We start from the raw sequence: 23,323 nt of genomic DNA, 5'->3' as shown, positions 1-23,323 counted from the left end.
CATAAAAAGGCAATCAGCCGGGCCTGATCATTTTGAATAAGAGAGGGATTTTGCTGCCATGAAACTGTTTTCTTTTCCAGTCGCAACGCTAGAAAAAGCCATCAGCAAGCGCATCATGACGTTGTCGCCAGACCACAAGGAATGGTTCATGGCGCGCTGGCAGCAAAAGCCCTACAAGAAATCCTTCCTCGACAACAAGGCCTTGCCTCTGGTCACCATCGTGGCCAAGTGCAAGACCATGGAAGACGAGGAATTCAACCAGGTGATGGCGGAGTGGGATGCCAAGTTCTACGAAGCCGAAGCTGAAGTGCTGCGCCCCATGGTGCAGGGCGATGGTCTGCTGCAGTTGATGCAGAAGAACCTGCCCGAAGCCCGCGTGCAAGCCATTTTGAATAAATTAGATACCGACCGCGTATGAATAAAGCGCTGGTAGCTATACAAAATATAGCGTTCCAGCGTGCGCGATTGCAAGGCGAGCCCTATGTCTAAACGCACAGACCTTAAAAGCATTCTTATCATTGGCGCTGGCCCGATCATCATCGGCCAGGCCTGCGAGTTCGACTACTCCGGCGTCCAGGCCTGCAAGGCACTGCGCGAAGAGGGCTACAAAGTCATCCTGATCAACAGCAATCCTGCAACGATCATGACCGACCCGGCCACCGCCGACGTCACCTACATCGAGCCCATCACCTGGCAGACGGTCGAGAAGATCATCGCCAAGGAGCGCCCCGATGCGATCCTGCCCACGATGGGCGGCCAGACCGCGCTGAACTGCGCGCTGGATCTGTGGAAGAACGGTGTGCTCGACAAGTACAAGGTCGAGCTGATCGGCGCCAAGCCTGAAGCCATCGACAAGGCCGAAGACCGCCTGAAGTTCAAGGATGCGATGACCAAGATCGGCCTGGGCTCGGCACGCTCGGGCATCGCCCACAGCATGGAAGAGGCCTGGGAAGTGCAGAAGAACGTGGGTTTCCCCACCGTGATTCGCCCCAGCTTCACCCTGGGAGGCACGGGCGGCGGCATCGCCTACAACCCCGAAGAGTTCGAAACCATCTGCAAGCGCGGTCTCGAAGCCTCGCCTACCAACGAGTTGCTGATCGAGGAATCGCTGCTCGGCTGGAAAGAGTACGAGATGGAAGTGGTGCGCGACACTGCGGACAACTGCATCATCGTCTGCTCGATCGAGAACCTCGACCCCATGGGCGTGCACACTGGCGACTCGATCACCGTGGCGCCTGCCCAGACGCTGACCGACAAGGAATACCAGATCATGCGCAACGCCTCGCTCGCGGTGCTGCGCGAGATTGGCGTGGACACGGGCGGCTCCAATGTGCAGTTCTCGGTCAATCCGAAGGATGGCCGCATGATCGTCATCGAGATGAACCCGCGCGTGTCGCGTTCGTCGGCGCTGGCCTCCAAGGCCACGGGCTTCCCGATTGCCAAGATCGCTGCCAAGCTGGCCGTGGGTTACACCCTGGATGAATTGAAGAACGACATCACCGGCGGCAAGACGCCTGCATCGTTCGAGCCCACCATCGACTACGTGGTCACCAAGATTCCACGTTTCGCATTCGAGAAGTTCCCTGCTGCCGACAACCGCCTGACCACGCAGATGAAGTCCGTGGGCGAGGTGATGGCCATTGGCTGCACCTTCCAGGAATCCTTCCAGAAAGCCCTGCGCGGCCTGGAGGTGGGCGTGGACGGCATGAACGAAAAGACCCAGGACCGCGAGATTCTGGAAAAGGAACTGGGAGAGCCCGGCCCCGACCGCATCTGGTACGTGGGCGATGCCTTCGCTGCCGGCTGGTCGCTCGACGAGGTGCATAGCATCACCAAGATCGACAAGTGGTTCCTGGTGCAGATTGAAGAAATCGTCAAGCTGGAGCTGGCGCTTGACAAGCACACCGAAGCGCAGGGCGACAAGGCGCTTTCGTCGCTGACGGCGCAAGACCTTCGCGGCCTCAAGCAAAAGGGCTTCTCGGACCGTCGCCTCGCCAAGCTGCTGCACACCACCGATAAGGCGGTGCGCGAAGCGCGCAAGGCCCTGAACGTGCGCCCCGTGTTCAAGCGCGTGGACACCTGTGCAGCCGAGTTCGCCACCAACACCGCCTACATGTACTCGACGTATGACGAAGAGTGCGAAGCGCAACCAAGCGACAAGAAAAAGATCATGGTGCTGGGCGGCGGTCCCAACCGTATCGGTCAGGGCATCGAGTTCGACTACTGCTGCGTGCACGCAGCCCTGGCCATGCGCGAAGATGGTTACGAAACCATCATGGTCAACTGCAACCCTGAAACGGTCTCGACCGATTACGACACCAGCGACCGCCTGTACTTCGAGCCAGTGACGCTGGAAGACGTGCTGGAGATCGTTGCTGTCGAAAAGCCCGCTGGCGTGATTGTGCAGTACGGTGGCCAGACGCCTCTGAAGCTGGCTCTGGCGCTGGAGGCCGAAGGCGTGCCTATCGTCGGCACCTCGCCGGACATGATCGACGCGGCCGAAGACCGCGAACGTTTCCAGCAACTGCTGCAATCGCTGAGCCTGCGCCAGCCGCCCAATGCCACGGCACGTACCGAGGCGCAGGCCATGGAGCATGCGCGCGAGCTGGGCTACCCGTTGGTGGTGCGCCCCAGCTATGTGCTGGGTGGCCGTGCGATGGAAATCGTGCACGAGGAACGCGATCTCGAGCGCTACATGCGCGAAGCCGTGAAGGTGAGCAACGACTCGCCGGTGCTGCTGGACCACTTCCTCTCGAACGCCATCGAATGCGATGTGGACTGCGTGCGTGACCGCACCGGCAAGGTCTTCATTGGCGGTGTGATGGAACACATCGAGCAGGCCGGCGTGCACTCCGGCGACTCGGCCTGTTCGCTGCCACCGTACTACCTCTCCAAGGCAACGGTCGATGAAATCAAGCGCCAGACCGCAGCAATGGCCGAAGGCCTGAACGTGGTTGGCCTGATGAATGTGCAGTTCGCCATTCAGGAAAGCGACGGCAAGGACATCATCTACGTGCTGGAAGTGAACCCGCGCGCTTCGCGTACAGTGCCATTTGTCTCCAAGGCCACAGGCATTCAACTGGCCAAGGTGGCCGCGCGCTGCATGGTGGGCGAAACCCTGCAAGAGCAGGGCATTACCCAGGAAGTGACGCCGCCTTACTTCAGCGTGAAGGAAGCCGTGTTCCCGTTTGTCAAATTCCCTGGTGTGGACACCATCCTCGGCCCCGAGATGAAATCGACCGGCGAAGTGATGGGCGTGGGCAAAACCTTTGGCGAAGCCTTTGTGAAGAGCCAGCTGGGTGCGGGAACCAAGCTGCCGCGCTCGGGCAAGGTGTTCCTGACTGTGAAGAATGCTGACAAGGCGCGCGCCGTGCAGATCGCCAAGGAACTGGCTGCCATGGGCTTTACCCTGTGTGCCACCCGTGGCACGGCTGCGGCAATTGCCGAAGCTGGCGTCGAGGTGCAAACAGTAAACAAAGTTACTGAAGGCCGCCCACATATCGTCGATATGATCAAGAACAATGAAATTGCAATGGTCATCAACACCGTGGAAGAGCGTCGCAACGCGATTGCCGATTCGCGTGCCATCCGTACCAGCGCCTTGCTGGCCCGGGTGACGACCTTCACCACCATTTTTGGTGCTGAAGCTGCTGTGGAAGGCCTGCGCAACATGGACAACCTTGATGTTCATTCCGTGCAGGAACTGCATGCCAGCTTGAAGTCCTGATTCCTGCTGCCAGCCTGTGCGCCGATTTTGTGCCGGAGCACAAAAATCGGCATAATAGGGACTGACTCGCAACCGCCGCGCTCCCAGCGCGGCGGTTTGCTTTTGAACCACCCGCCGCCGTGCGGGGCGTATGTATGCCACATGCCAGCAAATGCTGGCATTGAACATGTTTGTGGAGACCGAAATGGCCACTATTCCGATTACCAAGCGCGGAGCAGAAAAGCTCAAGGAAGAGCTGCAGCGCCTCAAGACCGTAGAGCGCCCGGGCGTGATCGCTGCGATTGCCGAAGCGCGTTCGCACGGCGACCTGAGCGAAAACGCCGAATATGATGCCGCCAAGGACCGCCAGGGCTTCATCGAAGGCCGTATCCAGGAGGTGGAGGCCAAGCTGTCGGCAGCGCAGATCATCGACCCCAGCCAGCTCGATGCCGGCGGCAAGGTCGTGTTTGGCGCGACCGTGGATCTGGAAGACGAAGAGAGTGGTGACCCCGTGACCTACCAGATCGTGGGCGAAGATGAGGCAGACCTGAAACAGGGCCTGATCAATGTATCGAGCCCGATTGCCCGCGCGCTGATCGGCAAGGAAGAGGGCGACACCGCAGAAGTACAGGCACCGGGTGGCGTGCGTCGCTACGAAGTGGTGGGCGTGCGCTACCTCTGAGCCAGAGCAGACCATGCCCATGATTGCCAGCATGAAAGAACGCCTGCCGATTTTTGCCGCCGCACTGTGGTGGGGTAGCCTGTCGGTCATTGGCTTCATGGCGGTGCCCATGCTGTTTGCCAGCTTGCCACTGGCTGCGATGGCTGGCTTCATGGCCGCCAAACTGTTTGCGGCGCAGACCTGGGTGTCGGTCGCCTGCACCTTGCTGCTTCTGGTGATGGCCAAGGACAAGCAGGCCAATGCGCTTTATCCGTGGGCGCGGGCTGCCATCGGTTTCGTTCTGGCCGGCATGCTGCTGGCCTTGGTGGTGCAGTACGGCATCTCGCCCAAAATTGTGGCGCGCCAGAACCTCAAGCTCTGGCACAGCCTGGGCACGCTCATGTACGCACTGCAATGGCTGTGTGCTGCCATCGTCCTATGGCACGTATCTGGCCGTGTACAAGGGGCGGCCTCGATGGACCAGAAGGCTTGACCTGCGCCAAAACAGTGGCAGGTGACCAGGGTACACTGGAGCCGCCATGCAATCTCAAATCCTCAAAATCGACGCAACGGACTGGAACCAGGTCCACGGTTGCGATGAATGGACGGCGGCCGTCGAGGCCGGCAAGGTTCTGTATTTCCCGCAACTGCGCTTTGCACTGTCAGACCACGAGAAAACGCTGCTGCGCCCGGATGTGCGCGATCCCAAGACCCGCAATATCAGCCTGAACGTGGATGGCTCCATTAAAGGCGTTGCCGGTGACGCCGCCACGCAGGCAGCGGTCGCCGCCATGGTTGCGCGCTTTCGCGAACAGGCTACGGCGCTGATTGCCGGGCTTTTCCCGGCGTACATGCCTGTGGTGCGAATGGCGCCCACCAGCTACCGCCCATCCCAGGTGGAAACACGCGCCCAGTCCTGGCGCGCAGACGACAAGCGCATGCATGTCGATGCCTTTCCCTCACGCCCCAATTACGGCGAGCGGATTCTACGCGTGTTCACCAATGTGAACCCCGATGGCCAGCCGCGCGTATGGCGGGTAGGGGAGCCATTTGAAGATGTGGCAAAGAAATTCTTGCCCCGCGCCAAGCCCTACAGTGCCTGGCAGGCCAAGGCGCTGGAGTTGCTGCACGTCACCAAGTCCCACCGCAGCGAATACGACCACCTGATGCTGCAATTGCATGATGGAATGAAGGGCGATCTGGATTACCAGAAGAATGCACCGCAGGAAACCGTGCCCTTCGCCGCAGGCTCCACCTGGGTGTGCTTTTCGGACCAGGCGGTGCATGCCGTGATGTCTGGCCAGTACATGCTGGAGCAGACCCTGTTCCTGCCGCCTGGCAGCGAGTACGATCCTGCGGCCAGCCCGCTGTCGATATTGACGCGCATGAAGGGCCACCCGCTGGTAGACGCAGCGCAGCGTTAGCAGGCGCATGAGAGGCTCATAGCCAAGCGTGTATCTGCTGCACATTGGCATGGAAAAAGGCGTTGATCGAGAGACCAACGCCTTTTGTCTTTGTATCGACGCCTTTAATGCCAACAAACCAACAAGAGCTGATTGCCGCTATTCATGGGGGCCTGAATATCTTTTGCGGATCCAACGGTTCTAAGATGGGCGCTGTCTGCTATGGTTTTTGAAGAATTGGCAAGTTCTGCTGCTCAACCCCAGGCCTTCTCGATCCATTTTGCCGGTTGAATATGGTGAAAGCGCTTGTTGCGGCGGCCTTCCAGTGCATCGGGCGGATTCACTTCGCCGTGGAAGATGACGATCCGCGCATCGGAGGGCGGCACCGGCTCCTTCCAGTAATTGCTGGGCCAGGCAGGAATGCAGTAGTACTTGAAGCTCGGGCACCATGGTGCAGGCCAGTACTGCAGCTTGCCTTGCTGGTGCAGAAAGTGCGACAGGTATTCCTGCTCGTTGCGGTACTGGGCACGCAGCTGGTCGGTATTGCTGCGAAAGTGTTCCAGCACATCGGCGTGCGCACCCAGGGTGAACCGGTAGACCGACGAGTTGCCGACAATGCGCTCGCCAAAACGCCAGAAGCGCGGGTAGTCGTGAATGATGCGGAATTCGCCGGGCAGGGCAAAAAAATCATCCAGGCTGCCCACAACCACCACATCCAGATCCAGAAACAGGGCCTGGCCCTGCAGGCCGTAGAGGTCACGCTCGAAGGTGGTGAGTTTCTTCCACGCGCCATCCCGCTGGCCGGGGGCCAGATGGATGTTCAGATCGGGGATGGGAAAGCACTCCACCTCGCTGCGGATGCCTTGGGTGTCGTCCGTCAGGCATACAAAACGAAAATCGCCACGAAGGTGGCGACGGACCATCGCATAAAGCCGGTTGACGTACTCGGGGCCATATTTGGTACCCCATTTCATGCAAAGGATGTGGCGATCGGTCACACTATCAGCCCTGCTGTTTTTTGACGGACTTCTGTTTGGGCTTGGCACGCTTGATCTGGCCGCCGGAGGTCAGACGCTGGTTGCCGAGGATGCGAATCTGCTTGACCTCGGGCTTTTGCCAGCTGTTCTTGCTGAACTTGAGCACTTTGACTTCGCGTGGGCCGGGCTTGCGGTCTTCATCGTGCTGCTTTTCCTTGGCGGCCTTGGGGCGCCACAGCACCAGCAGCTTGCCAATGTGCTGGATGGGGGCGGCGTTCAGCTCGTCGGCCAGCTTTGCATAGATGGCTTCGCGGCCTGCACGGTCGTCGGAGAATACGCGGATCTTGATCAGACCATGCGCATTGAGGGCCAGATCGACCTCTTTCTGAACGGCTTCGGTCAGGCCGTCGCCGCCAATCAACACCACAGGGTCAAGATGGTGGGCTTCGGCGCGGTGTTCGCGTCGTTGGGCGGGGGTGAGTTGTATTTGGGGCATACCCGTATTATCGGGGTTCCTTGGAGTAAACATGAAATTAAGTACTAAAAGCAAGAAGATCAACAAGGCGTGGCTGAACCAGCACGTCAATGATCCCTATGTGCGCGCAGCGCAAAAAGACGGCTACCGCGCCCGCGCGGTCTACAAGCTCAAGGAAATCGACGAACATTTCAAGCTGATTCGCCCCGGTGATGTCGTGGTCGATCTGGGATCGACTCCGGGCGCCTGGAGCCAGTACGTCCGCCGTCGCCTCTCGCCTGATGGCGCGGCGGTGGGGGAACTCAATGGCGCCATCATTGGTCTCGACATGCTGCCGATGGAGCCGATCGAGGGCGTGGACTTCATTCTGGGCGATTTCCGGGAAGACGAGGTGCTTGTTCAGTTGGAAGAGATTCTGGGCGAGCGCAAGGTGGATGTGGTGATCTCCGATATGGCACCTAATTTATCCGGGGTAGAAAATGTGGATGCTGCGCGCATTTCGCACTTGATCGAGTTGGCCGTCGATTTCACCATCAAACACATGAAGCCCGAAGGTACGCTGGTGGTCAAGCTGTTCCACGGCAGCGGCTATTCGCAACTGGTGGATTTGTTCAAGCAGACCTTCGAGGTGGTCAAACCCTACAAGCCCAAGGCTTCGCGCGACAAATCGTCGGAAACTTATCTGCTTGGCATGCGTTTGAAGAAATAGGCTTTCACTGTCAGTCACGGCCCCATTTCCGGGATTCCGCCCTGGAGCCAAGGGGCAAACAGGGGATTGAGCCCTTGAAAGTCCTAAAATAGCGCATACATGACACAACAGTTTCCTGTGTCTTTCCTGCAAGGCTTATGCAAACAAGGATGCACACAGGATATTTGCCCCGGGCAAATATCCTGGCTGAATCGGATTTGCGCAAGTCATGCCCTGATTTCCTACTACTGGAGCCCCCTTGAACAATCAGTGGTTTTCTAAGATTGCCGTTTGGCTGGTCATCGCCATGGTGCTTTTCACGGTGTTCAAGCAATTTGACAACCGTGCAGGCGCTGGCGCGACCAAGGTGCCGTATTCCGAATTCCTGCAGGACGTGCGCAATGGCCGCGTCAAATCCGCCACCTTGCAGGAAAGTCCTTCTGGAACGGTGATTCTGGCCACGACCGGTGACGACCGCAAACTGCAGACCACCGCCACCTTCATGGATCGCGGCCTGATTGGCGACTTGATCAACAACAACGTCAAGTTCGACGTGAAGGAGCGCGAAGAAGGTTCGCTGCTGATGAGCCTGCTGATCAGCTGGGGCCCGATGCTGCTCCTGATCGGGGTGTGGGTGTACTTCATGCGGCAGATGCAGGGCGGTGGCAAGGGCGGCGCCTTCAGCTTTGGCAAGTCCAAGGCGCGCATGCTCGATGAGAACAACAACACCGTCACGTTTGCCGATGTGGCCGGTTGCGACGAGGCCAAGGAAGAAGTCAAGGAAGTGGTGGACTTCCTGAAGGATCCCAACAAGTTCCAGAAGCTCGGTGGTCGTATTCCTCGTGGTCTGCTGCTGGTCGGTCCTCCCGGCACGGGCAAGACCTTGCTGGCCAAGTCGATTGCTGGCGAGGCCAAGGTGCCTTTCTTCAGTATCTCGGGCTCTGATTTCGTGGAAATGTTCGTTGGCGTGGGCGCGGCCCGCGTGCGCGACATGTTCGAAAACGCCAAGAAGAATGCACCTTGCATCATCTTCATCGACGAAATCGATGCGGTCGGCCGCCAGCGCGGTGCGGGCATGGGTGGCGGCAATGACGAGCGCGAGCAGACCCTGAACCAGATGCTGGTCGAGATGGATGGTTTCGAGACCAACCTTGGTGTGATCGTCGTGGCAGCCACCAACCGTCCCGACATTCTGGATGCAGCCTTGCTGCGCCCGGGTCGTTTTGACCGCCAAGTCTATGTCACGCTACCCGATATTCGTGGCCGCGAACAGATCCTGAATGTGCACATGCGCAAGATCCCTGTTGGCCAGGATGTGAACCCAGGCGTGATCGCCCGAGGCACCCCCGGCATGTCCGGCGCCGATCTGGCCAACCTGTGCAACGAAGCTGCGCTGATGGCAGCACGCCGCAATGCGCGCACTGTCGAGATGCAGGATTTCGAGAAGGCCAAGGACAAGATCATCATGGGCCCCGAGCGCAAATCCATGGTCATGCCCGAGGAAGAGCGTCGCAACACGGCCTACCACGAAGCAGGTCATGCGCTGATCGGCAAGCTGCTGCCCAAGTGCGATCCGGTGCACAAGGTCACCATCATTCCGCGTGGCCGTGCGTTGGGCGTGACGATGAGCCTGCCCGAGAAGGACCGCTACTCCTATGACAAGGAGTTCATGCTGAACCAGATCGCCATGCTGTTTGGTGGCCGCATTGCCGAAGAAGTGTTCATGAACCAGATGACCACCGGCGCCTCCAATGACTTCGAGCGCGCAACCCAGATTGCCCGCGACATGGTGACGCGTTACGGCATGACCGATGCATTGGGCCCCATGGTGTATGCCGAACAGGAGGGCGAGCCTTTCCTGGGGCGCTCGATGAGCAAGCCCAGCAACATCAGCGAAGAGACCATGCAGAAGGTCGACGCCGAAGTGCGCCGCATCATCGACGAGCAGTACCACCTGGCACGCAAGCTGATCGAGGACAACAGCGACAAGATGCATGCCATGGCCAAGGCCATGCTGGACTGGGAAACCATTGATGCCGAGCAACTCGATGACATCATGGCTGGCAAGGAGCCGCGTCCACCCAAGGACTGGACGCCGCGTAACCCGCCGTCCAACAACGATGGTGGCAGCACTGGTGGCGGTACCTCCGTGGTGACCGACCATGCGCCCAACGCCGCCTGATGGGGCCTGCCTGATTCTCTGCTGAATCGAAACACCACACCGAAAAGCGCTCCTGGAGCGCTTTTCTCTTTTGCAAAGGATTCACCCATGCCAATCTGGCAAACCAGCCGCTTTGCGATTGACTTGACTGAGCCCCGGATCATGGGCATCGTCAATGTCACGCCCGATTCCTTCTCAGACGGAGGCAGCCACCAGGGCGTTGCGGCCGCCATGGCGCACGCAGAAAAGCTGCTGGCCGATGGAGCGCACATTCTGGATATCGGTGGCGAATCCACCCGCCCGGGCAGCCCCGCTGTGCCGCTGGATGAGGAACTGCGCCGTGTGCTGCCGGTGGTGGAGGCAGCGGTGGCATTGCAGGTACCCATTTCGGTCGATACCTACAAGCCCGAAGTGATGCAGGCAGTGCTTGATGCCGGAGCCGACATCATCAACGACATCTGGGCACTGCGACAGCCGGGAGCCCGTGCCGCAGTGGCTGCCCACCCCAGTTGCGGCATATGCCTGATGCACATGCATGCCAATCCGCAGACCATGCACCTGCAGCACATGGACGCGGCACAGGACGTGACAGCGCAAGTGCTCCAGTTTTTGCAGCGGCAAACGCTTGAACTATGCGCGTTGGGTGTGCAAAAGGACCGCATTGTGTGGGATGCTGGCACCGGGTTTGGCAAAACCGTGGAGCAGAACTTTGCCTTGCTGCAGCAGCAGCCCGTGCTGGCTGCGGCCGGGTATCCGCTGCTTGCGGGCTGGTCGCGCAAAGGTTCACTGGGCAAGGTCACGGGGCGCGAGGTGGGCGAGCGCATGCCTGCCAGCATTGCGGCGGCGCTCTTGGCGGCAGAGCATGGGGCGGCCGTGGTACGCGTGCATGATGTGCGCGAAACTGCCGATGCGCTGGCCGTGCTGGGCGCCATGCGGCGGCCCGAGGCCTTGCATCTTTAACGAATGACAAGCGGGAGCCTCGCTTTCAACTGGAAACGTGGCACAAACGTTACACTTCACCTGAGCGTCTGAATGGTCGCCAAAACCTGCCATTGCCAAGGCGGGTGCTTACTTTCTTGCTACGGAAACAAAGAATATGCCACGCCAGTATTTTGGAACCGATGGAATTCGCGGCACGGTCGGTAAATCGCCCATTACGCCTGATTTCGTGCTGCGCCTCGGTCACGCCGTAGGCCGTGTGCTGCGGCGGGGCGAGGATCGCCCGACGGTGCTGATCGGCAAGGACACGCGCATCTCGGGTTACATGCTGGAAAGTGCGCTGGAATCGGGCTTCAACTCCGCAGGTGTTGATGTGGTGCTGCTTGGGCCATTGCCCACGCCCGGTGTGGCTTACCTCACGCGGGCCTTGCGTGCCAGCCTGGGCGTGGTCATCAGTGCCAGCCACAATCCTTTCGAGGACAACGGTATCAAGTTCTTCAGCGCGGAAGGCACCAAGCTGCCCGATGCCTGGGAGGAATCGGTAGAGGCCGCGCTGGCCGAAAGCCCGGTGTGGGTGGAGTCTGCACAGTTGGGCAAGGCGCGCCGTCTCGATGATGCCCCTGGCCGCTATATCGAATTTTGCAAGAGCACCTTCGACAACCAGCTGTCTCTGCACGGGATGCGGGTGGTGGTGGATGCGGCGCATGGCGCTGCCTACCAGATAGCGCCCAAGGTCTTCCACGAGCTGGGGGCCGATGTGATCACCATCGGTTGCAACCCCGATGGTCTCAATATCAACCAGGGCGTGGGCGCTACCCGCCCCGAAGCACTGGTGCGTGCCGTGCGCGCCAACAATGCGGACGTCGGCGTGGCGCTGGATGGCGACGCCGACCGACTGCAACTGGTGGATGCCAATGGCCGCCTGTTCAACGGCGACGAATTGCTCTACCTGATGGCCATGGATCGCCTGCACCGTGGCGAAAAGATAGCAGGCGTTGTCGGCACCCTGATGACCAATCTGGCCGTGGAGGCGGCCCTGCGTGCGCAAGGCATCGAGCTGGTGCGTGCCAAGGTGGGCGACCGCTATGTGCTGGAAGAGCTGCAACGTCGCAACTGGATACTGGGCGGTGAAGGCTCGGGTCACCTGCTGGCGCTGGACAAGCACACCACGGGCGACGGCCTCATCAGCGCGCTGCAGGTGCTGCAAGCCTGTGTGAGTCGCCAGCAGGGCATTGCCGAGCAGCTCAAGGGCGTCGACCTGTGCCCGCAGGTTCTGCTGAACGTGCGCCTGCAGCCGGGACAGGACTGGAGCCGAAACCAGAAGCTGGCCGATCTGCAGCGCGACATCACCGAGCGCTTTGCGGGCCAGGGGCGTGTGCTGATCCGCGCAAGCGGCACCGAGCCGCTGCTGCGTGTGATGGTGGAAGCCTTTGATGCTGCCCAGGCGAGCCGCTGCGCCGAACAGCTGGCGGAAGTAGCGCGCCAGTCCTGAGCGGAGTGACTGGTCTGTACCTGTACAGACCCGTGCAGGCAGCCCTCTTTTGAAGGTGTTGCATAGGTGCCATGTCATGCAAGCGTCATGATTTGCACATCGCACTGTCATGCGGCGGCGAGAAACTGGCGGGGCTCTGTGATAGCCCGGTGTGGGCACGAGGCGCGGCATAGCGGCTGGTGTGCAGCAAAGGGCGGCAGAGCGATTGAGGAGCCCTGCCATGCACAACAAGCCCGAATTCTCCAGCGCAGCCGACATCCTGGTCTCCAGCCCGGCTGCTGCCAAGCATGCCTCTGCCTTGCCCGCTGCAGCGGTATTGGCTGATATCGAGGTTTCCTGGGCGCGCCATCTGGACGAAGTGCGCGAAGCCCAGCGCCTACGCCACCAGGTATTTGCCGGTGAAATGGGAGCGCAGCTGCAAACCACTACGCCCGGCCACGATGTGGATGGTTTTGACGATTACTGCGAGCACCTGCTGGTGCGCAACAGCAGCACGCAGCAGGTGATCGGCACCTACCGCCTGCTCACGCCCGCCCAGGCCCTGCGTGCCGGGCGTACATACTCCGATGGCGAATTTGATCTCACTGCCATCGATGCGCTGCGCCCGCGCATGGTGGAGCTGGGACGCAGCTGCGTACATGCCGATTTCCGCCAGGGTGGCGTCATCATGGCGCTGTGGGGGGCTCTGGCCAGCTTCATGCAGCGCAACAAGCTCGATGTCATGATGGGCTGCGCCAGCATTCCGATGTGGCACAACGGCATCGTCAGCGGCGATGCGGCAGCGAGCATCTGGCGCCAGCTGCAGGCCAAGAGGCAGGTATCGACGGAGTACGCGGTCACGCCACGCCTGCCGCTGCCACTGGATCAACTGGATGACCAGGTCGAAGTGGAGCCGCCAGCACTCATCAAGGGTTATCTGCGCGTGGGCACCGAGGTGATCGGCGCGCCAGCCTGGGATCCGGATTTCAACACTGCCGATCTGCCCATGCTGATGCAGCTTGATCGCCTGCCGGCACGCTATCGCAAGCACTTTCTGGGTTGATGGCCGCTGCATGCGGCAACTGCCCTGCCAGGGGGCTCTGGCTATGGTGTGGCAGGGAACAACCCTGTCGTCAAAAGGCCTTCATAATCAAAAGAGCCGCTTGCATACGTTGCAAGCGGCTCTTTTGCTATCAATGAAGGAGTTGTGGTGAGCCAGTCCTCGCATTCCCCGATCACGCTGCTGGTCTTCAATCCCATGGCCGAGCAGCATCTGGACCAGATTCGCCAGCATGCGACGGTCATCTACGCGCCCACGGCGGCGCAACGTGCGCAGGCTGTCGCAGAGCAGGGGGCCGAGGTGGATGCGGTGCTCACCATCGGCTCCATCGGTTTGAGCGCCGACGAGGTGGCCCGCATGCCACGCCTGCGCCTGGCCTGCACCCTGGGCGCGGGCTATGAAGGGCTGGCGCTGGATGCCTTGAAGGCGCGCGGCGCCGTCGTGGCCACCGGGGCGGGCACCAACGACACCAGCGTTGCCGACCACACCTTTGGCCTCATCCTGGCCACGATGCGTAATTTCCGCTCGCTGGACCAGCAGGCGAGGGCCGGGGTGGATCGTTTCACGATTCCGCACCCGCCGGGCGTATCGGGCAAAAAGCTGGGCATCATCGGTCTGGGCCACATCGGCCTCAAGATCGCCAGACGCGCTGCGGGTTTCGACATGCCGGTGGGCTACCACAACCGAAAGCCCAAGCCCGATGTGCAGCAGCCGTACTTTGACTCGGTACTGGCGCTGGCTGCCTGGGCTGATGTGCTGGTGTGCGCGACACCGGGCGGTGCTGGCACGCGCCATCTGGTCAATGCGGAGGTGTTGCGGGCGCTGGGTCCGCAGGGCTATCTGATCAATATCGCGCGCGGCTCGGTGGTGGATACCGAAGCACTGGCTGCTGCACTGCAGGAAGGCCGTATTGCAGGTGCGGGCATTGATGTGTACGAGAGTGAACCGCACCGGCCCGAGCCGCTGATCGACCTGCCCAATATACTGATCACGCCCCATGTTGCCGGCTGGTCGCCCGAGGCGACGCAGGCCAGTGTGGATCAGTTCATTGGCAACCTGACCGGGGTGTTCTCTGGTCGTGGCGCTGTGGCACCGGTAGACCTGGGCTGATGCATCAACGCATATTCACCTGCATCCCGATGGTTCATTATTTGCTATATAAATAATAGCTTCTTGCGCTTGATGAATGAGCGCCATCGGCTATTTTTATATGCAATGGTCAATCACTTTGCAAGAATACTGCCTGCCTGCTTGAACTGGAACACGTATGGGGTCTTCTGCCAGGCGAGCACCTCTTCGCCCAGCAGATAGGCGGATTGTGGAAACTGCTCCGACCAGCCGGCCAGGGCCTTGAGCGACCATTTCTCAGGCTTGTCGCGCAGATTCAGCTGTTCCAGCTCTGGATTGCGGCGGGCGTGGCACAGCACGGTGGCCAGGCGCAGGCACAACAGCTCCAGTGCAAACTCAGGGTTCTGCAAGAAGCCCTCGACCTTGCGCAGCTTGCCGCGCTGGGCCAGCACCAAGGCGGCGAGGTGCGATAGCTCGGTCTGGGTAAAGCCCGGCACATCGCTGTGGCTCAGCACATAGGCGCCATGGTGGTGGTAGTCGTTGTGCGAGATGAGGCAGCCCATCTCATGCAACTGGCTGGCCCAGTCCAGCATGGGGGATTTCAGTTTCACTGGGTCGGTCACGCCGGTGTAGCGTCTGGCCTGTTCAAACAGCATGGCGGCGGTTCGTTGAACGCGGGCCGCTTGCGCGCCATCGACCTGGTAGCGCTCCACCAAGGTGCTGATGGTGCGGTTGCGGATATCGGAATATTCCTCGTGCTGCACCATGTCGCGCAGCAAACCCTGGCGCAGTGCTCCGCTGGCAATGCGCAATTCATCGATCTGCAGCAGATCGAAAATGGCGCAGAGCGCGGTCACGCCGCCACCAATCACCGCGCGGCGCTCTTCCTTCAGGCCTTCAAGCCTGATGTTTGCGGCGTTGCCTGCGGCCAGCAACTGTTCACACAGCCAGTACAGCTGCTCGCGGCGCACCACATCGGGCTCACCGCCATAAGCCGCCAGCACATCCGCAATTGCATTGGCTGTGCCTGATGTGCCGTAAGCCATGTCCCAACTGTTGGGGGCGAAGTGCAGGGCGGCCTCTTCCATGACGGCCTGCGCAGCAATGTGCGCCGTTCTCAGGCTGGCCTTGGTGAATTCGCCATTGGGAAAATAGCGCAGCGACCAGGCCACGCTGCCCACGGGGTAGGAGGCCACACGCTCGGTCAGAAAGCGCTGGCCCAGGATCAACTCGGTCGAGCGCCCGCCGATGTCCACGACCAGCCGGCGCTCGTCGGACGGCGGCAGCGAATGGGCGGCGCCCTGGTAGATCAACCGGGCCTCCTCGGGGCCGGAGATCACGCTGATCGGGTAGCCCAGGATCTGGTTGGCCTGCTGGATGAAGATGTCGCGGTTCTTGGCTTCGCGCAGGGTCTGGGTGGCCACGGCACGCACCTGGGCGGGCGGAAAGCCTTTCAGGCGTTCGGCAAAGCGCGCCAGGCAATCCCAGCCGCGCTGCATGGACTCCACCGAGAGGTTGCCCGCTTCGTCGAGGCCCGCGCCCTGGCGTACCATCTCCTTGAAATACTGCACGCGTTCGATATGGCCGGATGCGTAGCGCCCAACCTCCAGGCGAAAACTGTTGGATCCCAGATCCACGGCGGCAAGCAGGGTTCCATCGAGCATAGGTGTCGTCATCAATCAAGTCTGCAAAAATAGGAGTGCGCTTTACAAATTGCAAGGAAATCGGCGTGGCGGGCCTCACCAGCACACCATGTCCGCCAGATGTGCGATCCAGCAAAAGCACTCCAGGGCAGGGAGCATAGCACCGCGACCGTTGTCCATTGCAAAGCCATTCCCTATGCTGACAAAGCTTTGAAATTAAGTCTTTTGCATGACTGAAATATGACAATTGCCTCTTTGTTGCTCAGGGGCATCGATTGATTTCCATGGGGAATATGACGGAATATGTCATATCAATGTCATAAAGGTTTTTTACAGTCCACTCCATTGCGTTTCATTACCAACAGGAGTTTTCATGAAACTGTCCGCGATTCGAGTGCTGGTTGCTGGTTTGGTTGCTGCGGGTGCATTTGCCCAGGTTCAGGCGGAAGAAGCCACTGGCGCGGGCGCAAGTTTCCCCGCTCCGCTGTATTCCAAGTGGGCAGCCGATTACAACAAGGCAACTGGCGTCAAGATCAACTACCAGTCCGTGGGCTCCAGCGCTGGTATCAAGCAGATCGATGCCAAGACGGTGGACTTCGGTGCTTCCGACATGCCATTGAAGGACGATGAGTTGAACCAGAAGGGCCTGGTGCAGTTCCCCACCGTGATCGGTGGCATTGTGCCCGTGGTCAACATCAAGGGCATCAATCCGGGCCAGTTGAAGCTGTCGGGCCAAGTGCTGGGCGATATCTACCTGGGCAAGATCACCAAGTGGAACGACCCTGCCATCACCGCCCTGAATCCTGGCGTGGCACTGCCTGACGCTGCCATTGCCCCGGTGCGCCGTGCTGACGGTTCGGGCACGACCTTCGGCTTCACCAACTACCTCTCCAAGGTCAACACCGAGTGGAAGGACAAGGTTGGTGAAGGCGCTGCCGTGAACTGGCCTACGGGTGCCGGCGGCAAGGGCAACGAAGGTGTTGCAGCGTATGTGGGCCGCCTGCCCAACTCCATCGGCTATGTGGAGTACGCCTACGTCAAGCAGAACAAGATGACCTTTGCCCAACTGAAGAATTCAGAAGGCAACTTTGTCAGCCCCGATGACACCAGCTTCAAGGCCGCCGCCGCCGGTGCCGACTGGACCAAGAGCTTCTACCAGATTCTGACCAACCAGCCAGGCAAGGATTCGTGGCCCATCACCAGCGCCACCTTCATCCTGATGCACAAGACCCAGGACAAGCCAGCGCAGGCTGCCACTTCGCTGAAGTTCTTTGAATGGGCCTACAAGTCGGGTGACCAGACGGCAGATGGCCTGGACTATGTGCCGATGCCTGCGAGCGTGAAGGACATCATCTACAAGTCCTGGAACAACATCAAGGACAGCGGCGGCAAGGCTGTTGTAGCCAAGTAAGTCGCAAACATCACAGGCCGCTCGGGTAGCGGCCTTTTCCACCTTCCATGGAATTCACAAGTGTCGACATCTTTTCCAGTACAAAACAGCGCGGTCGCGGGGGATAAAGCAGACATGCAGTCCAGCCAGCCTCCTTCGCGAAAGCCCTGGCTTTCCAACTCTGTCGCCGACGGCCTGTTCGCATTGCTGGCGCGCGGCGCGGCAGTGCTGACCCTGGCTTTGCTGCTGGCGATCATGGGCTCCCTGGTCGTGGGTGCGTGGCCCGCTATCCGTGAGTATGGAATCGGCTTCTTCTTCCGCAGCGAATGGGATCCGGTGCAGAACCAGTACGGTGGCCTGGTGATGATCTACGGCACCTTGGCCACATCGGCCATTGCCTTGCTGATTGCGGTGCCCGTGAGCTTTGGCATCGCCCTGTTTCTGACGGAGCTGTCGCCCGTCTGGCTCAAGCGGCCATTGGGTACGGCCATTGAATTGCTGGCCGCCGTGCCCTCCATCGTGTATGGCATGTGGGGCCTGATGGTGTTCGGCCCGCTGCTGGCCACCTATGTGCAGCAGCCTCTGCAAACCCTGTTCAAGGGCATTCCAGTGCTGGAAGGCCTGGTGTCCGGCCCTCCTGTGGGCATCGGCATTTTTTCCGCCGGTGTCATTCTGGCGATCATGGTGATCCCCTTCATCGCCTCGGTGATGCGCGATGTATTCGAAGTCACGCCCGCGCTCCTCAAGGAATCGGCTTACGGCCTGGGTTCAACCACCTGGGAAGTGATGTGGAAGGTAGTATTGCCCTACACCAAGACCGGCGTGTTCGGCGGCGTGATGCTGGGACTGGGCCGCGCACTGGGCGAGACCATGGCCGTCACCTTCGTGATCGGCAATATGAACCAACTCAATTCTCTGTCACTGTTTGAGGCGGCCAACAGCATTACCTCGGCCCTGGCCAATGAATTTGCGGAAGCGGGCGAAGGCCTGCACCAGGCATCGCTGATCTACCTGGGTCTGGCGCTGTTCTTCATCACGTTCATTGTGCTGGCCTGCTCCAAGCTGCTGCTCAGCCGTCTGCAAAAGAATGAAGGAGCCCGCGCATGACCACGGGAGAACGTTTGATCAAGGCTTCGGATCTTGCAACCATCCGCGCAGCCAAATACCGTGGCCGCAATCGCATCAACAAGATCGCGATCGGTCTGTCGCTGGCGGCCATGGCCTTTGGTGTGTTCTGGCTGGTCTGGATTCTGTGGGAGACCCTGCGCCTGGGCATTGGTGGCCTGAGCGTAGCCCTGCTGACCGAAATGACGCCTGCGCCCAATGAGTCGGGCGGTATTGCCAACGCGATCTGGGGATCGCTGGTGATGGTGTTCATGGCGACCTGTGTAGGCACGCCCATCGGTGTGATGGCTGGTGTGTACCTGGCCGAATACAACAAGACCGGCTGGCTCGCTTCGGTCACCCGTTTTGTCAATGACATCCTGCTGTCTGCGCCATCCATCGTGATCGGCTTGTTTGTCTACACCGTGATCGTGATCAAGCTCAAGAGCTTCTCCGGTTACGCCGGTGTGATGGCGCTGGCGCTGATCGTGATTCCTGTGGTGATCCGCACGACCGAGAACATGCTGGTACTGGTGCCATCCAGCCTGCGTGAAGCGGCCTATGCCCTGGGCACACCCAAGTGGAAGGTGATCAGCATGGTGACCCTGCGAGCTGCCCGTGCCGGTGTGATCACCGGTGTGCTGTTGGCCGTGGCGCGTATCGCTGGCGAAACCGCTCCGCTCCTCTTTACTGCGCTGAACAACCAGTTCTGGAATACCGATCTGTCCAAGCCGATGGCGAGCCTGCCGGTGACCATCTTCAAGTTCGCCATGAGCCCCTATGAAAACTGGCAGCAACTGGCCTGGGCCGGCGTCTTCCTGATCACGCTCGCCGTGCTCGGCCTGAACATTCTGGCGCGCACCTTCGCACGTCAAAAATAAATACGGATGGATGAACATCATGCTGACGAAAACCAATGCAGCCAATGCCAGTGCACTGAACTCCAAGATTTCGGTGCGCGACCTGAACTTCTACTACGGCAAGTTCCACGCTCTCAAGAACATCAATCTGGAGATTCCGGAAAAGAAGGTGACTGCCTTCATCGGCCCCTCGGGCTGCGGAAAATCGACCCTGCTGCGTACCTTCAACCGCATGTATGAGCTCTATCCCGAGCAGCGTGCGGAAGGCCAGATCGTGCTGGACGGCGAAAACCTGCTCACCAGCAAGCAGGATGTGGCCCTGATCCGCGCCAAGGTCGGCATGGTGTTTCAGAAGCCCACGCCATTTCCAATGTCGATCTACGACAACATCGCTTTCGGGGTGAAGCTGTTCGAGGACCTGAGCAAGAGTGACATGGAAGAGCGTGTGGAATGGGCGCTGCGCAAGGCCGCGCTGTGGTCCGAGGTCAAGGACAAGCTGGGCCAGAGCGGCTCCGGCCTGTCGGGCGGTCAGCAGCAACGTCTGTGCATTGCCCGCGGTATTGCCATCAAGCCAGAAGTGCTGCTGTTGGACGAGCCCTGCTCGGCACTGGACCCGATCTCGACCGCCAAGGTGGAAGAGCTGATCGCCGAGCTCAAGGACGAGTACACCGTCGTCATCGTGACCCACAACATGCAGCAGGCTGCGCGCTGCAGTGACTTCACTGCCTACATGTATCTGGGCAGCCTGATGGAGTTTGGCGCCACCGAGCAAATGTTCTTCAAGCCCCAGCGCAAAGAAACAGAAGATTACATCACGGGCCGTTTCGGCTAATTGGCCAGAATTGGAAAGAGTCGCATGACTGAAAAACACCTATCCTCACAATTTGACAGCGAACTCAACAACATCTCCTCCCGCGTGATGGAGTTGGGCGGGCTCGTGGAATCGCAGATTCAGCAGGCGATCTATGCGCTCTCGCAATTCAGCATGGAGGCCGTGCAACGTGTTGACGAGGCTGAAAAGCGCGTGAACCAGCTGGAAGTCGACATCGACTATGAACTGTCGACCATCATCGCCCGGCGCCAGCCAACGGCACGTGACCTGCGCCTGCTGATCGCGTTCTCCAAGGCGACCGCCAACCTGGAGCGCATGGGCGACGAGGCCCACAAGATGGCGCGCATGGTGGGCTCCATCATCGAAAGTGGCGCTGCGCGCTCCCTGCCCACGACCGATCTGCGTGTGGCGGCCGATCTTGCCTCGGGCCTGCTGCGCAAGACGCTCGATGCGTTTGCGCGCCTCGATACCGCTGCCGCCGTCTCGATCCTCAAGGAAGACGATCTGATTGATGCCGAGTTCGATGGTTTTGTCCGCAAACTCATCACTTACATGATGGAAGATCCCCGCAAGATCTCTCCCAGTCTGGACCTGCTGTTCCTGGCCAAGGCCATTGAGCGCATCGGCGATCACTCCAAGAACGTGGCAGAGCTCATCATCTACCTGGTCAAGGGGATCGATGTGCGTCACACCACGATGGACGAAATCGAATCCAGTGTTTTGTAGAGTTTGACGTATGAAAAAATTGCCACGCGTACTCATTGTCGAAGACGAGCCGGCCATTGCCGAGCTGATCGCGGTGAACCTGCGGCACAACGGCTGCCTGCCGATCTGGGCGGAAGATGGCGACGCCGCCCAGCGTGAGCTGGATGCCGTGCTGCCGGACGTGATTTTGCTGGACTGGATGCTGCCGGGCCAAAGCGGCCTGTCGCTGGCACGCAAATGGCGCGCCGATGCCCGTGTCAAAGGCATCCCGATCATCATGCTGACCGCCCGTGGCGATGAGCCTGACAAGATCGCGGGCCTCGATGCCGGTGCGGATGACTACATCACCAAGCCATTTTCCACGCAGGAGCTGCTGGCACGCATCCGTGCGGTGCTGCGCCGCCGCATTCCCGAGCAGGTCAACGACAGCGTGACGATCGGCGAGTTGGTGCTGGATGCGGCAACGCACCGTGTCACCTTCCAGGGCGAGCTGCTCAAGCTGGGGCCGACGGAGTTCAAGCTGCTGCATTACTTGATGAAGCATGCCGAGCGCGTGCATTCGCGCTCGCAGTTGCTCGACAAGGTGTGGGGTGACCACGTGTTCATTGAGGAGCGCACCGTGGATGTGCATGTGAAGCGCCTGCGCGAAGCACTGGGCGTTGCGAACGTGATGGTGGAGACGGTGCGGGGCGCGGGCTATCGCATCACTGCACAACCGCAGGCCCTGCAACGCGCTTGATGCGCGGGCTTGCCATTTCTCGTATGCTGCGCTTGTCGCAGCTTTTCTTTTTTGAGTTAGGTCTGCATGCTGTTTCGCATTGTCAGTTTTCTGTTGTTCCAGATCGTCGGCGCATCGCTGGGCTGGTGGCTGGGGCAGATGCCCGGTGCACTCGTTGCCACCCTGGTGGGGGCCTGGTGCTGGTTTGTTGCAGACCTCTGGCGTGGCAACAAGGTGGTTTCCTGGCTCAAGCAAGGTGACCTGCAGCGTCCTCCGCAGCTGTATGGCGTGTGGGGAGAGGCGGTGGACCGGGCGCGCCGGCTGCTGCGTCAGCATGAGAAGCAGGCGCAGCAGGCGGTGGCGCAATTGCAGCAGGTGCTGACCGCGCTGCAGGCATCCCCCAACGGTGTGGTGCTTCTGGATGCACAAGGCCATATCGAATGGTGCAACCAGACTGCCTGCGAGCATTTCGGCTTTGATCTGCAGCGCGACCACATGCAGCTCATCTCCAATCTGGTGCGCGCTCCGGAATTCGCAGGCTATTTTGCTGCCAATGATTTCAGCAGGGATGTGGTGCTGATGAGCCCGGTGGTGCGCGCCACCAGCCCGCTGAAACTGTCCGTGCAGATGTTCCCGTACGAAGGGAACCGCAAGCTGCTGCTCTCGCGCGACGTGACATCGATCGAACTGGCCGATGCCATGCGGCGCGATTTCGTTGCCAATGTATCGCACGAGATCCGCACGCCGCTGACGGTGCTGACAGGCTTTATCGAAACCCTGCAGACCCTGCCGCTCAGCAGCGAGGAACGCACGCAGTACCTGGCCTTGATGTCCAACCAGGCGCAGCGCATGCAAAGCCTGGTGGCGGATTTGCTGACCCTCTCGCGCCTGGAGGGTAATCCTCCGCCCAGCTTGAACGAATGGGTGGGGGTGCGCAGCCTGATGCGCCGCTGCGAGGAGGATGCGCATGGCCTCGCACGCATGATCGCCAAGGATGGAGACAAGCCTCTGCGTCTGAATTTTCCGCAGATGCAGTCGCTCGATGAAGCTGGGCTGGAGGTGGCTGGCGCAGGCAACGAACTGCAAAGCGCTCTGTCGAACCTGGTCAACAACGCGGTGCGCTACACGCCCGCAGGCGGAGACATCACGGTGCAGTTTGTGCGCCAGGCAGACGGCACGGGCCGCTTCAGCGTGGTGGATACAGGCCCGGGCATTGCACCGGAGCATATTCCTCGCCTGACCGAGCGCTTTTATCGCCTGGATCGCAGCCGCTCGCGCGACACTGGTGGCACCGGGCTGGGGTTGGCGATTGTCAAGCACGTCCTGCAGCGGCATGGCGCGCAGCTGCAGATCCGCAGTACCCTGGGCAAGGGGTCGGAATTCGTGGTGGTATTTCCGGCGTCACGGATGCGAAACGCAGATACGGAGGCGCTGGTATAGCGCGAGCCGGTGCTTGCGATGC

At 60.2% G+C, this 23,323-nt stretch carries 21 protein-coding genes; 18 read left to right on the top strand and 3 right to left on the bottom strand.

All coding sequences use genetic code 11. The features are described from left to right. Positions 1–58: 58 nt before the first annotated feature. From LAD35_RS14075 to LAD35_RS14055, 5 genes are all read left to right on the top strand, one after another. Entirely contained in the window at positions 59–418 is a 360-nt protein-coding gene (locus LAD35_RS14075; protein WP_224149655.1) for a hypothetical protein, read from the top strand. Between the two features lie 63 nt (positions 419–481). Continuing rightward, positions 482–3,727 carry a carbamoyl-phosphate synthase large subunit gene (gene carB / locus LAD35_RS14070; protein WP_224149654.1) on the top strand — a complete coding sequence of 1,082 codons (3,246 nt, stop codon included), beginning with the start codon at positions 482–484 and terminating at the stop codon, positions 3,725–3,727. Positions 3,728–3,911: 184 nt separating this feature from the next. After that, positions 3,912–4,388 carry a transcription elongation factor GreA gene (greA, locus tag LAD35_RS14065; RefSeq protein WP_184708283.1) on the top strand — a complete coding sequence of 159 codons (477 nt, stop codon included), beginning with the start codon at positions 3,912–3,914 and terminating at the stop codon, positions 4,386–4,388. Positions 4,389–4,419: 31 nt separating this feature from the next. Continuing rightward, complete coding sequence (locus LAD35_RS14060) at positions 4,420–4,860, top strand: DUF4149 domain-containing protein (protein ID WP_224149653.1); 441 nt, start codon at positions 4,420–4,422, stop codon at positions 4,858–4,860. Positions 4,861–4,906: 46 nt separating this feature from the next. Then, positions 4,907–5,791 carry a Kdo hydroxylase family protein gene (locus tag LAD35_RS14055; protein ID WP_224149652.1) on the top strand — a complete coding sequence of 295 codons (885 nt, stop codon included), beginning with the start codon at positions 4,907–4,909 and terminating at the stop codon, positions 5,789–5,791. A 233-nt stretch (positions 5,792–6,024) separates the two neighbouring features. On the opposite strand, the gene LAD35_RS14050 is transcribed toward LAD35_RS14055, so the two are convergent. Continuing rightward, positions 6,025–6,744, bottom strand: coding sequence for a glycosyltransferase (locus LAD35_RS14050; RefSeq protein WP_224149651.1), 720 nt, complete (start codon positions 6,742–6,744; stop codon positions 6,025–6,027). 28 nt (positions 6,745–6,772) lie between these two features. Then, positions 6,773–7,243 (bottom strand): YhbY family RNA-binding protein, encoded by a 471-nt coding sequence (locus LAD35_RS14045; RefSeq protein ID WP_224149650.1) that lies wholly within the window; start codon positions 7,241–7,243, stop codon positions 6,773–6,775. A 31-nt stretch (positions 7,244–7,274) separates the two neighbouring features. Between LAD35_RS14045 and LAD35_RS14040 the strand changes: the two genes are divergently transcribed. The 6 genes from LAD35_RS14040 to LAD35_RS14015 all read left to right on the top strand — a co-directional run bounded on the left by LAD35_RS14040 (position 7,275) and on the right by LAD35_RS14015 (position 14,651). After that, entirely contained in the window at positions 7,275–7,931 is a 657-nt protein-coding gene (locus LAD35_RS14040; RefSeq protein ID WP_224149649.1) for an RlmE family RNA methyltransferase, read from the top strand. A 238-nt stretch (positions 7,932–8,169) separates the two neighbouring features. Further along, positions 8,170–10,092 (top strand): ATP-dependent zinc metalloprotease FtsH, encoded by a 1,923-nt coding sequence (ftsH, locus tag LAD35_RS14035; protein ID WP_224149648.1) that lies wholly within the window; start codon positions 8,170–8,172, stop codon positions 10,090–10,092. Between the two features lie 87 nt (positions 10,093–10,179). Further along, positions 10,180–11,031 carry a dihydropteroate synthase gene (gene folP, locus LAD35_RS14030; RefSeq protein WP_224149647.1) on the top strand — a complete coding sequence of 284 codons (852 nt, stop codon included), beginning with the start codon at positions 10,180–10,182 and terminating at the stop codon, positions 11,029–11,031. A gap of 136 nt (positions 11,032–11,167) precedes the next feature. Beyond that, positions 11,168–12,502 (top strand): phosphoglucosamine mutase, encoded by a 1,335-nt coding sequence (gene glmM / locus LAD35_RS14025; protein WP_224149646.1) that lies wholly within the window; start codon positions 11,168–11,170, stop codon positions 12,500–12,502. 220 nt (positions 12,503–12,722) lie between these two features. Then, positions 12,723–13,544: a GNAT family N-acetyltransferase gene (locus LAD35_RS14020; protein ID WP_224149645.1), complete on the top strand. Its 822-nt coding sequence runs from the start codon at positions 12,723–12,725 to the stop codon at positions 13,542–13,544. A 147-nt stretch (positions 13,545–13,691) separates the two neighbouring features. Continuing rightward, positions 13,692–14,651, top strand: coding sequence for a 2-hydroxyacid dehydrogenase (locus LAD35_RS14015; RefSeq protein ID WP_263434656.1), 960 nt, complete (start codon positions 13,692–13,694; stop codon positions 14,649–14,651). A 113-nt stretch (positions 14,652–14,764) separates the two neighbouring features. On the opposite strand, the gene LAD35_RS14010 is transcribed toward LAD35_RS14015, so the two are convergent. Further along, a complete protein-coding gene (locus tag LAD35_RS14010; protein WP_317986708.1) occupies positions 14,765–16,285 on the bottom strand; it encodes a Ppx/GppA phosphatase family protein in 1,521 nt (506 codons plus the stop codon). 340 nt (positions 16,286–16,625) lie between these two features. Here LAD35_RS14010 and pstS point away from each other — a divergent pair, with 340 nt between their 5' ends. From pstS to phoR, 7 genes are all read left to right on the top strand, one after another. Continuing rightward, positions 16,626–17,663, top strand: a complete 1,038-nt coding sequence (gene pstS / locus LAD35_RS14005) for a phosphate ABC transporter substrate-binding protein PstS (RefSeq protein ID WP_224149644.1) — start codon at positions 16,626–16,628, stop codon at positions 17,661–17,663. A 114-nt stretch (positions 17,664–17,777) separates the two neighbouring features. Continuing rightward, the gene (gene pstC, locus LAD35_RS14000) at positions 17,778–18,749 is read left to right on the top strand and encodes a phosphate ABC transporter permease subunit PstC (RefSeq protein ID WP_224149643.1); all 972 of its coding nucleotides are present in this window, start codon (positions 17,778–17,780) and stop codon (positions 18,747–18,749) included. Then, positions 18,746–19,627 carry a phosphate ABC transporter permease PstA gene (gene pstA / locus LAD35_RS13995; RefSeq protein WP_224149642.1) on the top strand — a complete coding sequence of 294 codons (882 nt, stop codon included), beginning with the start codon at positions 18,746–18,748 and terminating at the stop codon, positions 19,625–19,627. The genes pstC and pstA overlap by 4 nt, the downstream gene beginning before the upstream one ends. Positions 19,628–19,646: 19 nt before the next feature. Continuing rightward, the gene (gene pstB, locus LAD35_RS13990) at positions 19,647–20,438 is read left to right on the top strand and encodes a phosphate ABC transporter ATP-binding protein PstB (RefSeq protein ID WP_184708179.1); all 792 of its coding nucleotides are present in this window, start codon (positions 19,647–19,649) and stop codon (positions 20,436–20,438) included. Between the two features lie 24 nt (positions 20,439–20,462). Then, positions 20,463–21,164, top strand: coding sequence for a phosphate signaling complex protein PhoU (phoU, locus tag LAD35_RS13985; RefSeq protein WP_224149641.1), 702 nt, complete (start codon positions 20,463–20,465; stop codon positions 21,162–21,164). Between the two features lie 10 nt (positions 21,165–21,174). Then, positions 21,175–21,882, top strand: a complete 708-nt coding sequence (gene phoB, locus LAD35_RS13980) for a phosphate regulon transcriptional regulator PhoB (protein WP_224149640.1) — start codon at positions 21,175–21,177, stop codon at positions 21,880–21,882. Positions 21,883–21,948: 66 nt separating this feature from the next. Beyond that, positions 21,949–23,301: a phosphate regulon sensor histidine kinase PhoR gene (gene phoR, locus LAD35_RS13975; protein ID WP_224149639.1), complete on the top strand. Its 1,353-nt coding sequence runs from the start codon at positions 21,949–21,951 to the stop codon at positions 23,299–23,301. The last annotated feature ends 22 nt before the right edge of the window (positions 23,302–23,323 follow it).

This window comes from Comamonas odontotermitis, assembly GCF_020080045.1.
Classification (GTDB): Bacteria; Pseudomonadota; Gammaproteobacteria; order Burkholderiales; family Burkholderiaceae_C; genus Comamonas; species Comamonas odontotermitis.
Note: the sequence above shows the minus strand (reverse complement) of the source record. Positions and strands in the feature narration are given on the sequence as shown.

Excerpts from the sequence above, each read along its gene's own strand:
- LAD35_RS14020 (WP_224149645.1), top strand. The coding sequence starts at position 12,723 with ATGCACAACAAGCCCGAATTCTCCAGCGCAGCCGACATCCTGGTCTCC.
- pstA (WP_224149642.1), top strand. The coding sequence starts at position 18,746 with ATGACCACGGGAGAACGTTTGATCAAGGCTTCGGATCTTGCAACCATC.
- LAD35_RS14050 (WP_224149651.1), bottom strand. The coding sequence starts at position 6,744 with ATGAAATGGGGTACCAAATATGGCCCCGAGTACGTCAACCGGCTTTAT.
- LAD35_RS14060 (WP_224149653.1), top strand. The coding sequence starts at position 4,420 with ATGAAAGAACGCCTGCCGATTTTTGCCGCCGCACTGTGGTGGGGTAGC.
- glmM (WP_224149646.1), top strand. The coding sequence starts at position 11,168 with ATGCCACGCCAGTATTTTGGAACCGATGGAATTCGCGGCACGGTCGGT.
- phoR (WP_224149639.1), top strand. The coding sequence starts at position 21,949 with ATGCTGTTTCGCATTGTCAGTTTTCTGTTGTTCCAGATCGTCGGCGCA.
- phoB (WP_224149640.1), top strand. The coding sequence starts at position 21,175 with ATGAAAAAATTGCCACGCGTACTCATTGTCGAAGACGAGCCGGCCATT.
- pstB (WP_184708179.1), top strand. The coding sequence starts at position 19,647 with ATGCTGACGAAAACCAATGCAGCCAATGCCAGTGCACTGAACTCCAAG.
- pstC (WP_224149643.1), top strand. The coding sequence starts at position 17,778 with ATGCAGTCCAGCCAGCCTCCTTCGCGAAAGCCCTGGCTTTCCAACTCT.
- LAD35_RS14010 (WP_317986708.1), bottom strand. The coding sequence starts at position 16,285 with ATGACGACACCTATGCTCGATGGAACCCTGCTTGCCGCCGTGGATCTG.
- LAD35_RS14045 (WP_224149650.1), bottom strand. The coding sequence starts at position 7,243 with ATGCCCCAAATACAACTCACCCCCGCCCAACGACGCGAACACCGCGCC.
- phoU (WP_224149641.1), top strand. The coding sequence starts at position 20,463 with ATGACTGAAAAACACCTATCCTCACAATTTGACAGCGAACTCAACAAC.
- LAD35_RS14075 (WP_224149655.1), top strand. The coding sequence starts at position 59 with ATGAAACTGTTTTCTTTTCCAGTCGCAACGCTAGAAAAAGCCATCAGC.
- LAD35_RS14055 (WP_224149652.1), top strand. The coding sequence starts at position 4,907 with ATGCAATCTCAAATCCTCAAAATCGACGCAACGGACTGGAACCAGGTC.
- pstS (WP_224149644.1), top strand. The coding sequence starts at position 16,626 with ATGAAACTGTCCGCGATTCGAGTGCTGGTTGCTGGTTTGGTTGCTGCG.
- greA (WP_184708283.1), top strand. The coding sequence starts at position 3,912 with ATGGCCACTATTCCGATTACCAAGCGCGGAGCAGAAAAGCTCAAGGAA.
- folP (WP_224149647.1), top strand. The coding sequence starts at position 10,180 with ATGCCAATCTGGCAAACCAGCCGCTTTGCGATTGACTTGACTGAGCCC.
- LAD35_RS14040 (WP_224149649.1), top strand. The coding sequence starts at position 7,275 with ATGAAATTAAGTACTAAAAGCAAGAAGATCAACAAGGCGTGGCTGAAC.
- carB (WP_224149654.1), top strand. The coding sequence starts at position 482 with ATGTCTAAACGCACAGACCTTAAAAGCATTCTTATCATTGGCGCTGGC.